The following is a 15,458-nucleotide window of genomic DNA, read 5'->3' on the forward strand; positions in this document are numbered from 1 at the left end:
TCCTGTAACCCTTAGAAGATATTGATCGGGTATTCGACGAACAGCCGCACTTCATTGCCGTCGTCGTTGTAGCCGGACTCCCGCACATTGGTGGAAGTACGCAGGATGGAATTGCGCAAGCGCACCTTGAGGTCCTTGGCCGCGCCTTCCTGCACAACGTACTGGAGTTGGTTGAACCACTCACGCTCGACGCCTTCGCCGTCGTTGGTGCGGATATTGTCACCGCGCACGTAGGCGATCTTGTAGCTCAGTCCTGGGATGCCGTACGGGCCGAAGTCCAACCCGTAGGCCAACTGCCAGGAGCGCTCGTCTTCGGCGTTGAAGTCCGACCAGTAGGAATTGGCCAGGAAAATGGTATTGCCGCCATCGCCTACGCCGCCGTTGTTGGCGTAGCCGCCGTAGTTGTAGCCCGTGTCGCCGGTGCTGCGCTGGTGAGCCAGGGTGAGCGAGTGCGCGCCGAAGGCATAGGTGGCCGCCAGGCTCCAGATGGTATTGTCCTGGCCAGTGCCCAGACGATCGGCGAAGGCGCTGTCCAGCCGCGAGCGGTAGCCGTTGAAGTCCAGGGTCAGCGAACGGTCACGGTCGAAAGGTTGCACGAAGGTCATGCCCAGGTACTGTTTGCGCAATTCGTCCTTTACGTCCGAGGCATACAGCGAGGCGCTGAACTGATCGTTGAAGCGATAGCTACCGCCGAACACGTCCAGCTGCTTGAGGCCGCCGCTGTCCCGGCCTTCAGCGCTCTTGCGGGTTTGTGCGGTGAAGTGCCCGGCATTGAGTTCCAGCCCATCGAGTTCGCGGGAGGTGAGCAGGTATCCGGTGTAGCTTTCCGGCAACAGGCGGCTGTCGTCGTAGTTGAGCACGGGCAAGGCGGGCATCATTTCGCCGTACTTCAGCACGGTGTTGGAGACGCGGAACTTGATCGCCCCACCGGCGCGAGCCAGGTCATCGGCGGCATTGCCGCTACTGTCCTGCTTGAAGAAGTCGATACCGCCCGCGCCGCTGCGCCCGCGGCCGCCATCGAGCCGCAGCCCGTACAAGCCGAAAGCATCCAGGCCCACGCCCACCGTGCCCTGAGTAAAGCCCGAAGCGAAGTTGGCGATCACGCCCTGGCCCCATTCGGCTCGGTCTTCGGCGCCATGCTTGTAGTCACGGTTGATATAGGCGTTACGCAGCAACAGGTTCAGGTGGCTGTCCTCGACGAACCCCTTGCTCTCGGCCTGCTCGCTGGCCATGACAGGGGTAACGGCGCAAAGACCCAGCGCCAGGACGCCGATGCGGTAGTCAAACATCTTCTTTTCCTTGTTCCTTGAAGTATCGCCGCGGGCGCTGCCAGGGTAGCGAGCACCAGGCACGGCCCTTCGAAAGCCAGCCCGTACAGCGGAGCGGGATCCTAAAGAGCGAGGTTGGAAGCTGTCAAACTACGAAATGGAGTGATGACATGAGCAGGTTTCACCCAGGCATCCTGCCTGAGGCGAAGGGTGAAAGCCTGGATCAGGCTTTAAGGATGCCCAGTAAGGCTTCCAGTTCGGCGTCGCTGATGAGCCCCGCTGGATAGCGTTGCGCGATCAGTTGGCGGGGGTCTGCGCTCCTGCCATCTCGACAGGCTCGGACCCTGGACGATTGGCCCAGGCTTTGTGAAGACACATGGTGGTTACCCTGGGGTACTGCCCCTCTGACTGCATTCATCGCAACATCCCCCGGTTCAAGCGAGCGGCACAGCTTAAGGCTTTTTTATGACAGATCAGCGACCCTCACAAAGGAAGCATCTGCTGAATTAAAAGATACAAAAGCTATGCCAGCGCACCGGCAAGTAGCAGGCTGGATACACAAAAGCCCAGCGGCGGGCCGCTGGGCTTCAGGGGTCTCGCCGGCTCAAGCGTGACGAGGAGCCGGTTGCTGCTGGGTCAGGCAGTGAATATTACCGCCTCCCAAGAGCAGTTCCCGTCCGGGCACCATCACCACTTCATGCTCAGGGAAGACTTGTTGCAGAATTTCCCGGGCCGCGTCATCCGTGGCTTCGCCGAAGCTCGGAGCAATGATCCCACCATTGACGATGAGGAAATTCACGTAAGAACCTGCCAGGCGAACCGAGGGGTCGCGCGGCTGGCTGCCAGCGGCGACGTCCACGCCTTCACATTCTTCAGCCGACGCGAACAGCGGGCCGGGAATCGGCATCTTGTGCACCACGAAGGGCCTCCCCTTGGCATCAGTGGTGCTCTCCAACACTTTCAACGCTTCCTGACAGCGGCTGTAGTTGGGGTTCTGTGGGTCATCCGTCCACGCCAGTAACACTTCACCGGGGCGAACGTAACAGCAGAAGTTATCCACATGGCCGTCGGTTTCGTCGTTGAAGAGGCCGTGGGGCAGCCAGACCACCTTGCTGACGTTCAGGTAATCGGCCAGCACCGCCTCGATCTCGCCGCGCCCCAGGTGGGGGTTACGGTTAGGATTGAGCAGGCACTCTTCAGTGGTAATGACCGTACCTTCGCCATCCACATGGATGGAGCCGCCCTCGAGCACGAAGCCCTCGGTGCGGTAACGGCCGCAGCGCTCCATTTCCAGCACCTTGCTGGCAACCTGGTCGTCGCGGCTCCAGGGGCTGTAGAGCCCGCCGTCGAAACCGCCCCAGGCATTGAAGCCCCAGTCCACGCCGCGCACTTCGCCGGCGTCATTGATCACGAAGCTGGGGCCTGTGTCACGCATCCAGGCATCGTCGGTGGTCATTTCCACCACACGGATATTAGGCACATCCAGGCGAGCCCGGGCATTCTCATATTGGCCGGCCGACACCGCCACGGTAACCGGTTCGAAGCGAGCGATGGCGCGGGCAAGCGCCACGTGGGCGGCCTGGGCCGGCTTGCCGCCGAGGCGCCAGTTGTCCGGGCGCTCGGGCCAGATCATCCAGACCTGGCTTTGCGGTGCCCACTCGGCCGGCATATGGAAACCGTCGGCCCGCGGTGTGCTGTTCAGGGTGGTCATGGTCGTCAGGACTCCAGTGAACCATCGAGTGTTTTGATCGGGCCGTAGAGGTTGGGCCGGCGATCACGGAAGCTGCCCCAGGCGCTGCGAACATGCTCCAGGGCGTCAAGGTCGAAACGCTGGACCAGTATGCCTTCCTCGGTTTCATTGAGCTCGCGAACTTTGGCGCCGAACTGGTCGGCGATGAACGACGAGCCGTAGAAGGTGATGTCATAGCCGTCCTGTTCTTCGCGGCCGATACGGTTGCTGGCCACCAGCGGCATCAGGTTAGCCCCGGCATGGCCTTGCTGCACACGTTGCCAGTGATCGCGGGAACTGATGGTCGCATCATGGGGCTCGCTACCGATGGCCGTCGGGTAGAACAGGATCTCCGCGCCCTGCAGCGCCATGGCCCGGGCACACTCCGGGAACCATTGGTCCCAGCAGATACCCACGCCGATTTTGGCATAGCGGGTTTGCCACACCTTGAAACCAGTGTCCCCCGGGTTGAAATAATACTTTTCGTGATAACCGGGGCCGTCGGGGATATGGCTTTTCCGATAAATCCCGAGGTTGCTGCCATCGGCATCCAGGATGGCGATGCTGTTGAAACGCGCACGCCCGGCCAGCTCGTAGAAGCTGATCGGCAATACCACTTGCAGTTCTTTGGCGACTTTCTGGAAGTGAAGGATGGCTGGGTTGGTATCCGCGGGGGTGGCCAGCTGCAGGTAGTCAGGGTTGGGCTTCTGGCAGAAGTACGGGGTTTCGAACAGCTCCTGGATCAGAATGATCTGGGCCCCCTCCGCCGCCGCCTGGCGAACCAGGCGCTCGGCATTGGCAAGGTTGGCCTGGCGATCCCAGGAACAGGCCATCTGAGTGGCGGCGACAGTGACGATGCGGCTCATGAGAACTCCGTGCAAGAGGTGAACCCGAGAATGACGGAGCCTTTATATCCGATAAATATCGACTTAAAAAGTGGAAGAAACGTAAAATTCCCAGATTCTTCCATTTAAATCCGGATTTAAATCGATTACTGAGGGCGGTTGCGCCTTTACGCAAAGGCGCTTGAAGGACATGGGCGAAGCTCCCGAAGCGGCTTGAGGGCCTCGGGAGCCTGACCCATCGAAAGGTGGGTGAACCTAGAGATCTTCGGCCAGCACCTTAGCCACGCTGTCGACAAAGAAATCGACGCTGCGCCTGGTGGTGCACATGGGCGGCTTGATCTTCAGGATGTTCAGGTAATCCCCGGTGGGCTGCATGAAGATACCCAGCTCACGCAGGCGCTCGCAGAGCAAGGCGGTTTCCTCTGTAGCCGGCTCCAGGGTGTCCCGGTCGCGTACCAGCTCCAGGCCCAAGTAGAAGCCGGAGCCGTGTGCGGCGCCCGCCAGTGGGAAGCGCGCCACCAGTTCATCGAGCCGCTGGCGGAAGTAACCACCGGTGGTGCGGGCGTTTTCCCACAACCCTTCTTCTTCCATTACGTCCAGTACCGCCATGCCGATGGCGCAGCTGACCGGGCTGCCGCCAGCGCTGGAGAAGAAATAGCCTTCGGCTTCCAAGGCCTCGGCGATTTCGCGCCGAGTGATCACCACACCCAACGGCTGACCGTTGCCCATGCCCTTGGCCATGGTGATGATGTCCGGGACCACGCCCTGCTCTTCGAAGCCCCAGAAGTGAGTGCCCAGACGGCCATAGCCCACCTGCACCTCGTCGGCGATGCACACCCCGCCGCGGGCACGTACTTGTTGGTATACCTGCTCAAGATACCCCGGTGGCAGGGAAATCCCACCGGCGTTGCCATACACCGGTTCGCAGATGAAACCCGCCACCTGCCGGCCCTGTTCATCCAGCCGCGCCAAGGTATCGGTCACGCTGCGCAAGTAGTCAGCGGTGCTGCCCGGGCCTCGATAGACGCCGCGATAGGTATTGGGCGCCACCACCGGGTGCACCCAGCCTGGGCGGGTTTCCAGGGCCTTGGGGTTGTCGGCGATGGAGGTGGAGATGGCATCCGTGGCCACCGTCCAGCCATGGTAGGCCTCCAGCACGCTGAGCAGGTCACGCCCTCCGCTGTAGGCCCAGGCCAGGCGAATGGCGAGGTCGTTGGCCTCGCTGCCACTGTTGACCAGGAACACACGGTCCATGGAGGACGGCGCCAGGGCCAGCAGCCGCTCGGAGAACTCGGCCAGGGCCCCATAGTGGAAACGCGAATTGGTGTTGAGCAGAGACCATTGCCGACGGGAAACTTCCGCCATGCGGGGGTGACCATGGCCGAGCACCGCTACGTTGTTGAGCATGTCCAGGTAGGAGCGGCCCTGCATGTCGATCAAATGGTTGCGCCAGCCGCGCTCGATGCGCGGCGGTGCTTCGTAGTAATGCTTCTGCGAGCGAGCGAAACTGGCGTCCCGGCGCGCCAGCAGCGCCTGAGCGTCTTCCAGCTCAGGCGCATCGCAGGCCCAGCCCAGAAGAACCGCTGGCGACGGACACAATGCCTGCCATGCCTGGGCACGAGCCGGAGTGGTGAAGGCCGGCGGGGTAAGCCCCGGCTGGCTCAGTTGCACTGTGACCACGCCGCACGCTCGGCCCAAAGGCTGGCCCGCCGTGACGGTCGCGGGCGCGGTGTCCAGGCCCACGCCTTCGAGCCAGAGCGTCCAATGCTCGCCTTGCAAGCACCAGGCGGGGCCTTCGCTGACCCAATGCCCGGCGAAGGGAGCCTGCAAGGCCTGTTCTTCCGCCAGCTGCAATCGTACATGCAAGGCAAAGGTTTCAGGCGCTTCGGCCACATCCGGGCGAGTCTGCGCCAGGCAGTATTCACCGTAGCGAGAAGCCGCCGCCGCGAAACCAGGCAAGGCCGCGGCCAACTGTTTGTCCACCGCCCCTGATGCTTCCCAATTGCCAGCCTCCCATAGGGGGCTCAGCACGCCCAGATCCAGAACGTTGACCCGCGCCGCTGGTAGATTGGGAAATAGCCTGGCGGCGTCCGTGAGTCGAGGCGGGGATGTCGCCACGCCGGCCGCGGCCAGGATGGCGCTTTCCATCAAGGCTGCCGGTACCGAGGTCGCCACGTCGAAGATGCCCCATTCATGGCTCGCGTTGGCTTGCAGGTAGGGGTTGTCCGGGTTGAGGCGGATCTGCTGCGCCGTACTGAGCACCAGAACGGCTGCTCGGTTGAGAATCAAGGGCCAGAGCGCGCGCAGTTCGGCCTCGGTAAGCGGGTTTTCCCTTTGATAGGCCGTCACCACTGGCAGAATGCCAAACGGATCACCCTCGCAGTGGTGCAGCAAGCCGGCGCAGGTAACGCTTAGTTCAGCGATTCGCCAGGTATGGCTGAGGTCGCCGAAGTCGATGATCCCCTTCAAGGCCCAGCCTCGCTGGGGTGTGCGCTGCCAGAGCGTATTGTCGTCGGTCAGGTCCAGGTGTACCGCCTGGGCCGGAAGCTGAGCGGCGAACTGGCCAAGACGAGCTTGCGCCTCGCTCGCGGCCTGCCTGACCTGGGCCAGACGCTCGGGCTGCTCACTCAAGACAGGAAGCAGCTGCTGGATGAGCGCACTGGCCTGCCGCGGGTCCCACTGCAAGGTACGCGTCAGGCCGGGATGGGTGAAGCCGGCCAGGGCGCGGTCAACCTGGGCACAAAGGTGGCCCATGGCGACTCGCAGCTCTGGGCCCAGATAAGGACGCCGGGTCAGAGGCTCGCCTTCCAGATACTCCAACAGCCTTACATGCAAGGCTTGCTCACCGATGTTCAGGCTGAGCAACCCTTGACCGTCGCGGGCTGGCACTACCCTGGGCACAGGCAGCCCCTCACGAGCCAGATGCTCCAGCGCCGCATGCTGGGCCTGGAGCTCATCGCTGGCATAGCTACCGTGGCATACCTTCAATACGAAGCGCCCCTGGGGGCTGTCTACGCGCAAGTTCAGGTCTTGCTGGCTGCCGAGGAGCTCGAGCGCCCCCTCGATGCCGTAGTGTGTCGCCAGCAGATGACTGGCATCGCTGGCCGATAGTTCGGGATTGGGCAGGCTGGAGCGCTGGATCAACTCGTGGAGTGACATCAGGGTGGCCTCGGCGTTCTTTTGGGCGCCACTATCGCTACGATCCCCCACGCTTGGCAACCCCGGGGGCGGACAGCGGAACGCCGCCATCCCCCGTACTGACATAACTAATCCGTATTCGGGCTTGCGCCAGGCAGCGTATCCCCACAAAGTATGCTCATTTCTTATTGGCGGCTTAAGGATAAAGGCCCGTAAACATGCGAATCCTCATCACTGGAGGGGCCGGCTTCATCGGTTCGGCCCTGGTACGACACCTCATCGAAAATACCGAGCACGACGTGCTCAATGTGGACAAGCTGACCTACGCCGGCAACCTGGAATCCCTGGCCAGCATTGCCACCAATACCCGCTACGAGTTCGTACAGGCCGATATTGCCGACCAGCCCACCATTTCCAAGGTACTGGCGCGTTTCCAGCCCGAGGCGATCATGCACCTGGCGGCCGAATCCCATGTAGACCGCTCCATCGACGGGCCTTCGGCATTCATCCAGACGAACATCGTCGGAACCTACGCCTTGCTGGAAGCCACCCGCGCCTACTGGTCGGCCCTGGATGCTTCTGCCCGGGCAACGTTCCGCTTCCACCATATTTCCACCGACGAGGTCTACGGCGACCTTCACGGGGTGGACGACCTCTTCACCGAAACCACGCCCTATGCGCCCAGCTCGCCCTACTCGGCCAGCAAGGCCGCGTCGGACCACCTGGTTCGCGCCTGGCACCGCACCTATGGGCTGCCGGTGGTGGTCACCAACTGCTCCAACAACTACGGCCCCTATCACTTCCCCGAGAAGCTGATTCCCCTGGTGATCCTCAACGCACTGGAAGGCAAGCCTTTGCCCGTGTATGGCGACGGCCTGCAAGTGCGTGACTGGCTTTATGTGGAAGACCACGCCCGGGCGCTGCTCGAGGTGGTGACCCGTGGCGAGGTGGGTGAAACCTACAACATCGGCGGCCACAACGAACAGAAGAACATCGACGTGGTGCGTGGCATCTGCGCCCTGCTCGAGGAACTCGCGCCGAACCGCCCGGCGGGCGTGGCCGATTACGCCGATCTGATCACCTTCGTGAAGGATCGCCCCGGCCACGACCTGCGCTACGCCATCGATGCCAGCAAGATCGAGCGCGACCTGGGCTGGGTACCGAAAGAAACCTTCCAGACCGGCCTGCGCAAGACCGTGCAGTGGTACCTGGAAAACCTGGAGTGGTGCCGCCGCGTGCAGGATGGCAGCTACCAGCGCGAGCGTCTGGGCAACAGCGAACCGAAGGACCTGATCGCATGAAAGGCATCGTTCTGGCGGGAGGGTCCGGCACCCGGCTTCACCCGATCACCCTCGGGCTGTCAAAGCAGCTGTTGCCGATCTACGACAAACCGATGATCTACTACCCCATTTCCGTGCTGATGCTGGCCGGCATCCGGGAAGTGCTGATCATCTCCACTCCGCTGGACCTTCCCCAGTACCGTCAGTTGCTGGGCGACGGTAGTCAGTTCGGCATCCATATCAGCTATGCCGAGCAGCCTTCGCCCGACGGGCTGGCCCAGGCCTTCCTGATTGGTGAATCCTTTATCGGCAAGGATCCGGTGTGCCTGATCCTGGGAGACAACATCTTCCATGGCCAGCACTTCTCCGGCCAACTGCAACGGGCGGTCGCCCGCCCGAGCGGGGCCACGGTGTTCGGCTACTGGGTCAAGGACCCGGAGCGCTTCGGAGTCATCGAATTCGACGAGGCCGGCCGCGCGTTGTCCATCGAAGAGAAGCCGAAGGCGCCCAAATCCAGCTACGCGGTCACTGGCCTGTACTTCTATGACAACGACGTGGTGGAGATCGCCCGCAACGTCAAGCCCTCGCCCCGGGGCGAGCTGGAAATCACCGACGTCAACAATGCCTACCTGGCCCGTGGCGACCTGCATGTGGAGCGGTTCGGCCGAGGCTTCGCCTGGCTCGACACCGGCACCCACGACAGCCTGCTGGAAGCGTCCCAGTACGTACAGACGGTGGAACACCGCCAGGGCCTGAAAGTAGCGTGCCTGGAAGAGATCGCCTTCATGAACGGCTGGATCGACGAACAACAACTGCTGGTACGAGCCAATGCCTTCGGTAAAACCGGATATGGCCAGTACCTCTTCGCATTGGCGCGGGAAGCTCGATGAACACGGTAACCACTTCCATCGCGGATCTTCTGATCTTCGAGCCCAGGGTCTTCGGCGATGACCGCGGGTTCTTCCTCGAAAGCTTCAACGAGCGGGCTTTCGAGGAAGCCACCGGTCGCCGGGTCACCTTCGTCCAGGACAATCATTCTCGATCCGAGCGCGGCGTATTGCGCGGCCTGCACTACCAGATCCAGAATCCCCAGGGCAAGCTTGTGCGGGTGGTCAACGGCGAGGTGCTGGACGTGGCCGTGGATATTCGTCGCCAGTCGCCTACCTTCGGCCAGCATGTAACCGTCCTGCTGTCAGCGGAAAACAAGCGGCAGTTGTGGATCCCCGAAGGCTTCGCCCACGGTTTCGTGGTACTCAGCGAATCGGCGGACTTCCTCTACAAGACCACCGACTACTACACCCCGAGCGCCGAGCGGTGCATCGCCTGGAATGACCCGACCCTGGCCATCGACTGGCAGCTCCAGGGGCAGGAGCCACGACTCTCGGCCAAGGACCAGCAAGGCAAGCTGCTGCCGGAGGCGGACCTGTTTCCATGAGCGATCTTTTGAGAGTGCTGCTGATCGGCGCCAATGGTCAGGTCAGCACTGAGCTGCAACGCCGCCTGGCGGGCAAGGTCCAGCTCAGTGTGCTGGGCAGCGCCGCCCTTGACTTGACCGACCCGAGCGCCATCCGGGAGCAGGTGCGGGCCTATCAGCCGGACTTGATCATCAACCCGGCCGCCCACACCGCGGTGGACAAGGCCGAAAGCGAACCGGAACTGGCCTTGGCGATCAACGCCACGGCGCCTGGCGTGCTGGCCGAGGAAGCTGCTCGTATCGGAGCGCCGCTGATCCATTACTCCACAGACTACGTATTCGATGGCAGCAAGCCCGCGCCGTACGTGGAAACCGACCCTACCGCCCCCCTGGGTGTGTATGGGCAAAGCAAGCTGGCCGGCGAACAGGCCATCCAGGCGGTGGGGGGCGAGCACCTTATCTTGCGCACCAGCTGGGTCTATGCCGCTCATGGCCGTAATTTCCTACTCACCATGCAGCGCCTGTTGCAGGAGAAACCTGAGCTGAAAGTGGTCGCCGACCAGATAGGCGCGCCAACCTGGGCCGGCACCATCGCGGACAGCACCGTGCGGCTGATCGAGCGCTGGCAGGCCGGCCAGCCCGGAGCCTGGGGCTTGTACCACCTTACCGCCAGCGGTGAGACCTCCTGGTTCGGCTTCGCCGAGGCCATCGGCGAGACCTTGCGCCAGGCCGGCAAACCGTGCGCGAACCTGGTCCCAATTCCCTCCAGCGAATATCCGACACCGGCGCGCCGGCCACTCAACTCGCGCCTGAGCTGCGAACGCCTGGCCAGTGAGTGGGGCGTGCGCCAGGCCCCCTGGCACGACGGCCTGCTGGAGTGCCTGCGCGGGGCGTAACGGGTGCATGGCCGGGTGGGTTAACATGGCGGCATGATCAAGCCCGCCCTTCCCCCTCGGCCACGCTGGCGTAACCTCGCCCTGGTCGCCCTTTGCCTGGCCCCCCTGTTGTTGCCCCTGCAGCAACTGGCGGACCGTTATTACCGCAGCGAACTGGTCAGCCAGAACCGGCAAACCCTCGACCTTTATGTGGCCAACCTTTTGGGCACCTTGAGTCGCTATGAAGCCTTGCCGCCGATCCTTGGCGACTTGCCCGCGCTGCGCCAGTTGTTGGCCAACCCGGCGGACTTGACCCTGCGCAACGCGGCGAACCGCCTGCTCAAGACCATCAGCACGCAGACCGGCGCTGAAGTGATGTACCTGATGGACCCGGCGGGCAACACCCTGGCGGCGTCCAACTGGGAGCAGAAAGACAGCTTCGTGGGCCGCAACTTCGCTTTCAGGCCTTATTTCAACGACGCCATCGCCGGGCGCCTGGGCCGTTTCTTCGGCCTGGGCACTACCTCGGCCAAGCGAGGCTACTTCTTCGCCGCCGGCGTGCGTGACCACGATCAGACCTTGGGCGCCCTGGTCGTCAAGGTCGATCTGGACCACACCGAAACGCTCTGGGGCCGCACGCCCGAGCAACTGGTAGTGACAGACCAATATGGCGTGGTCATCCTCACTTCCAAGCCTGACTGGCGCTACCGCTCTACCCGGCCCCTGACCGATGCCGAACGCGCCGCCATCAGCGCGAACCAGCCTTACCCCACAGGCAACCCGGGCCCCCTGGACCTGGCCAGCCCCGCCTGGCTCAGCCAAAGCCGCTACATCAGCGAAACCGGCTGGACCGTGAATCTGCTCGCGCCGCGCAGCCTCATAGACCGCCCGGTGCGGACGGTGGTGGCGGTAGGCGGAGCTGCCTTGCTGGCGCTGATCCTGATGCTCGGGCTGATGATGCAGCGGCGCCGCAACTACCTGGATCGCCTGGGCTTCGAGGCCCAGGCCCGGCAGGAACTGGAAGCACGTGTCAGCGAGCGCACCAGCGCCTTGCAGAAGCTCAACAGCCGCCTGCGCCAGGAAGTACTGGAACGCGAGCAGGCGCAGCAAAAACTCGTGCAGGCGCAGGATGAACTGGTCCAGGCCAGTAAGCTGTCGGCCCTGGGAACCATGAGTGCCAGCATCAGCCATGAGTTGAACCAGCCCCTGGCCGCCATTCGCAGCTATGCCGACAACGCCGGCGTGCTACTCGACCATGCCCGGGTCGACGAGGCCCGGGGCAACCTCAAGGCTATCAGCGAGCTGACCACCCGCATGGCATCCATCATCGCGCATCTGCGCGCGTTCGCCCGGCGCGACCGTCACGCCCCGGAAAGCGTCGCCTTGCAGCCTGCCCTGGAGGACGCCCTGGCCCTGCTTGCCAAGCGACGCCGCGCCATGGCGGTGGAGCTGATCCGCGATCTGCCAGACGCGCCCTTGTGGGTCCAGGCCGGAGAAACCCGGCTGCGCCAGGTGCTGGGCAATGTACTGGCCAATGCCCTGGATGCACTGACGGAAAAGGCCAACCCGAGACGCATCTGGCTCAGCGCAGACAAGTCCATCGACGGCATCAGCCTGTATATCCGCGACAATGGCCCAGGCTTCACCAGCGAGGCACTGGCGCATGCCCGCGAGCCCTTCTTCACCACCAAGACCCGTACCCAGGGCCTGGGCCTGGGCCTGGCCATCTGCGATACCCTCATGCGGGCGCTGGGCGGCGAGCTGCTGCTGGCCAATCATCCCCAGGGCGGCGCGTTGCTGACCTTGCGCCTGCGCCCCGCCACCCCCGGGGTAAGCCCGCAACCGCTAGAGGATCTGGCATGACCCTGCCTGACGTACTGAATGCACAAACCGATGTGGTTCTGGTGGATGACGACCCCCATCTACGTCAAGCCCTGCACCAGACCCTGGACCTCGCAGGCCTGCGCGTCCTGGCGCTGGAAGACGCCAGCGGCCTGGATGGTCGCATCGGGCGAGACTGGCCGGGCGTCGTGGTCAGTGACATTCGCATGCCAGGCGTGGATGGCTTGACCCTGCTCAAGCGGCTGCACGCCGCCGACCCGGAATTGCCCGTGCTGCTGATCACCGGGCATGGCGATGTTCCCCTGGCGGTGGAAGCCATGCGAGCCGGGGCCTACGACTTCCTGGAAAAGCCTTTCCCGAGCGACGCGCTGCTCGATAGCGTACGCCGCGCCCTCGGCCATCGCCGGCTGGTGCTGGACAACCGCAGCCTGCGCCTGGCCTTGAGCGACCGTCAGGCCCTGGGCGCTCGCCTTTTGGGAAGCAGTCCCGCCATGACGCGCCTGCGCGAGCAGATCGGTGCCTTGGCCGGGACCCGCGCCGATGTACTTATCCTGGGCGAGACAGGCGCGGGCAAGGAGGTGGTGGCGCGGGCGCTGCATGACCTTTCCAGCCGTCGCACAGGCCCTTTCGTGGCCATCAATGCTGGCGCCCTGGCCGAGTCGGTGGTTGAAAGCGAACTGTTCGGCCATGAGCCCGGCGCTTTCACCGGCGCGCAAAAACGCCGTATCGGCAAATTCGAGTTCGCCAATGGCGGCACGCTCTTCCTCGACGAAATCGAGAGCATGAGCCTGGAAGTACAGGTCAAGCTGCTACGCCTGCTGCAGGAACGGGTAGTGGAACGCTTGGGTGGCAACCAACAGATTGCCCTGGACATCCGAGTGATCGCCGCCACCAAGGAAGACCTGCGCCTGGCCGCGGATCAAGGCCGCTTCCGTGCCGACCTGTACTACCGCCTGAACGTCGCCCCGGTTCGCCTACCACCGCTACGCGAGCGCGGCGAAGACATCATCATGCTGTTCGAGCATTTCAGCGGCGCCGCCGCCCAGCGCCACGGCCTGCCGCCCCAGGCGTTGCAGCCGGCGCAACGCAGTGCCTTGTTGCGACATGGCTGGCCTGGCAATGTGCGAGAACTGCAGAACGCGGCGGAGCGCTTCGCCCTGGGCCTGGACCTGGCCCTCGATCCACAGGCCGAGACCGAAGCAATGGCCGCCGAAACCTCAGGTAGCGGAAGCGGCGCCTTGAGCGAGCAGGTCGAGGCGTTCGAACGCCAGGTGATCAGCGCCGAGATCGCCCGGGGCCATGCCTCGTTGCGCAGCCTGGCCGAAGCCTTGGGCATTCCTCGAAAAACCCTGCATGACAAACTGCGCAAGCACGGCCTGGCCGTGGGCACCGGGGAAGACAGCGATTGAAACCGCTTGTTGGAGGCAGCGCCAGCTGCCGAAGTATTCCCCAGCTGGCGCTGGGTCCCACCGACCGCCTGCGCAAGACCTGTTGGAGGCAGCGCCAGCTGCCGAACGACTCCCCAGCTGGCGCTGGGTCCCACCGGCCGCCTGCGCAAGACCTGTTGGAGGCAGCGCCAGCTGCCGAACGACTCCCCAGCTGGCGCTGGGTTACCAGGCTCCTGTACAGGTCATGTTCAGGCCCGGCACAGCGAGAGCAGCGCCGAGCGCCAGGGCGCCTGCCCCGGCAAAGCCAGGAAATGGCTATTGAGCAAGCTCTCTCGGGCTGGATAGCGAAAGGGTTCGCCCAGGGTATTGATCACTTCGCCACCCGCCCCTTCCAGTACGCCTTGGGCGGCGGCGGTATCCCATTGCGAGGTGGGCGCCAGGCGGGGATAGCAGTGGGCCGTACCCTCAGCCAACAGGCAGAACTTCAACGAGCTGCCGATGCTGGTCAGCGCCAACGGCCCGACGACGCTCTCCAGGCCCGCCAACAAGGCCTGTTGCTCCGGGCTTGAATGACGTCGGCTGGCCACTACGGTGAAAGGCTCGCCCGCGGCGGGCTCCGCCTGGGCGTGGATCCTCACCGGCGCCTGCCCGGGCTCGCTGCGCCAGGCGCCAAGGCCCGCGCCGCCCCACCAGCAACGCCCGGAGACCGGCATGGCGACCACGCCGAATACCACCTCGCCGTGGTCGATCAGGGCGATGTTCACCGTGAACTCCTCGCTGCCGGAAATGAATTCCTTGGTGCCATCGAGGGGGTCGACAAGCCACCACCGCCCCCACTGTTCGCGTACTGCTAGGGGCAGGTTGCAGTCTTCCTCCGACAGCACCGGCACGCTGGAATCGAGGCGGGTCAGGCCGTCCAGAATCACATGGTGGGCTGCCAGGTCTGCCGCGGTCACCGGCGAGTCATCAGCCTTGGCTGTCACCTCTACCCCGGAACGCCAGAACGGCAGAATCGCCTCGCCTGCTTCCCGAGCCAATGCCACAACGCTTTGCAACCATGGATGCGGGTAGCTCACAGGGCAAATACTCCCCGCTGGATCAACAGATCTCGTGCCAGGTAGAGCGCCGCCAACGCACGCCCCTCACTGAAATCCGGATGGCCGGCCAGCTCCGCCAATCCTCGCAGGTTCACGCGATCTACCCTAAGGGGCTCCGGCTCATCACCTTCGAGGCGCTCTTCGTAGAGGTCGGTGGCGAGCACCACCTGGATCTTCTGGCTCATGTAGCCCGGCGACAGGGACAGCTCGGTGAGGTATTCAAGCTGCCGCGCACCGAAACCGGCCTCTTCCTTCAGTTCCCGATTGGCCGCCGCCAGTACATCTTCACCAGGCTCGATCAGGCCCTTGGGCAGCGACAGCTCGTAGGTTTCAGTGCCGCCGCAATACTCTTCCACCAGTACCGCATGCTCGGCATCGAGCATGGCCACGATCATCACCGCCCCGTGGCCGGTGCCATGCCCCACCAGGCGCTCGTAGGTCCGCTGCGCGCCATTGGCAAAACGCAACTGCACCTGCTCGACACGGAATATACGGCTGCTGGCAACGATCTCGCGGCCTAGTACGGTGGGTTTATGGCGCATAGGGGCGGCTCCTTGGCTTGAACGGGGTACTATACCTTGG

At 63.7% G+C, this 15,458-nt stretch carries 12 protein-coding genes; 6 read left to right on the plus strand and 6 right to left on the minus strand.

The genetic code is table 11. The features are described 5' to 3' along the window. Positions 1–11 precede the first annotated feature (11 nt). From BN1188_RS04590 to BN1188_RS04605, 4 genes are all read right to left on the minus strand, one after another. Positions 12–1,289, minus strand: a complete 1,278-nt coding sequence (locus BN1188_RS04590; protein WP_040260189.1) for an OprD family porin — start codon at positions 1,287–1,289, stop codon at positions 12–14. Between the two features lie 583 nt (positions 1,290–1,872). Beyond that, positions 1,873–2,979, minus strand: a complete 1,107-nt coding sequence (gene aguA / locus BN1188_RS04595) for an agmatine deiminase (protein WP_040260190.1) — start codon at positions 2,977–2,979, stop codon at positions 1,873–1,875. A 5-nt stretch (positions 2,980–2,984) separates the two neighbouring features. Beyond that, positions 2,985–3,863: an N-carbamoylputrescine amidase gene (aguB, locus tag BN1188_RS04600; RefSeq protein ID WP_040260192.1), complete on the minus strand. Its 879-nt coding sequence runs from the start codon at positions 3,861–3,863 to the stop codon at positions 2,985–2,987. 234 nt (positions 3,864–4,097) lie between these two features. Beyond that, the gene (locus BN1188_RS04605; protein ID WP_040260539.1) at positions 4,098–7,001 is read right to left on the minus strand and encodes an aminotransferase; all 2,904 of its coding nucleotides are present in this window, start codon (positions 6,999–7,001) and stop codon (positions 4,098–4,100) included. Positions 7,002–7,198: 197 nt separating this feature from the next. Between BN1188_RS04605 and rfbB the strand changes: the two genes are divergently transcribed. The 6 genes from rfbB to BN1188_RS04635 are packed head-to-tail and all read left to right on the plus strand — an operon-like array spanning position 7,199 to position 13,800. Further along, positions 7,199–8,281: a dTDP-glucose 4,6-dehydratase gene (rfbB, locus tag BN1188_RS04610; protein WP_040260194.1), complete on the plus strand. Its 1,083-nt coding sequence runs from the start codon at positions 7,199–7,201 to the stop codon at positions 8,279–8,281. Further along, entirely contained in the window at positions 8,278–9,150 is an 873-nt protein-coding gene (gene rfbA, locus BN1188_RS04615) for a glucose-1-phosphate thymidylyltransferase RfbA (RefSeq protein WP_040260196.1), read from the plus strand. Before rfbB ends, rfbA begins: the two co-directional genes overlap by 4 nt. After that, positions 9,147–9,695 carry a dTDP-4-dehydrorhamnose 3,5-epimerase gene (gene rfbC, locus BN1188_RS04620; protein WP_040260200.1) on the plus strand — a complete coding sequence of 183 codons (549 nt, stop codon included), beginning with the start codon at positions 9,147–9,149 and terminating at the stop codon, positions 9,693–9,695. Before rfbA ends, rfbC begins: the two co-directional genes overlap by 4 nt. Then, the gene (rfbD, locus tag BN1188_RS04625) at positions 9,692–10,570 is read left to right on the plus strand and encodes a dTDP-4-dehydrorhamnose reductase (protein WP_232430898.1); all 879 of its coding nucleotides are present in this window, start codon (positions 9,692–9,694) and stop codon (positions 10,568–10,570) included. Before rfbC ends, rfbD begins: the two co-directional genes overlap by 4 nt. 36 nt (positions 10,571–10,606) lie before the next feature. Next, entirely contained in the window at positions 10,607–12,412 is a 1,806-nt protein-coding gene (locus tag BN1188_RS04630) for an ATP-binding protein (RefSeq protein ID WP_040260542.1), read from the plus strand. Further along, positions 12,409–13,800 carry a sigma-54-dependent transcriptional regulator gene (locus tag BN1188_RS04635; RefSeq protein ID WP_040260202.1) on the plus strand — a complete coding sequence of 464 codons (1,392 nt, stop codon included), beginning with the start codon at positions 12,409–12,411 and terminating at the stop codon, positions 13,798–13,800. Before BN1188_RS04630 ends, BN1188_RS04635 begins: the two co-directional genes overlap by 4 nt. A gap of 227 nt (positions 13,801–14,027) precedes the next feature. On the opposite strand, the gene cysQ is transcribed toward BN1188_RS04635, so the two are convergent. Both cysQ and nudE read right to left on the minus strand, forming a co-directional pair. Further along, entirely contained in the window at positions 14,028–14,855 is an 828-nt protein-coding gene (gene cysQ, locus BN1188_RS04640) for a 3'(2'),5'-bisphosphate nucleotidase CysQ (RefSeq protein ID WP_040260204.1), read from the minus strand. Then, positions 14,852–15,418, minus strand: coding sequence for an ADP compounds hydrolase NudE (gene nudE / locus BN1188_RS04645; RefSeq protein ID WP_040260206.1), 567 nt, complete (start codon positions 15,416–15,418; stop codon positions 14,852–14,854). Before nudE ends, cysQ begins: the two co-directional genes overlap by 4 nt. Between the last annotated feature and the right edge of the window lie 40 nt (positions 15,419–15,458).

This window comes from Pseudomonas massiliensis (genome assembly GCF_000826105.1).
In the GTDB taxonomy this organism is placed as follows: Bacteria; Pseudomonadota; Gammaproteobacteria; order Pseudomonadales; family Pseudomonadaceae; genus Aquipseudomonas; species Aquipseudomonas massiliensis.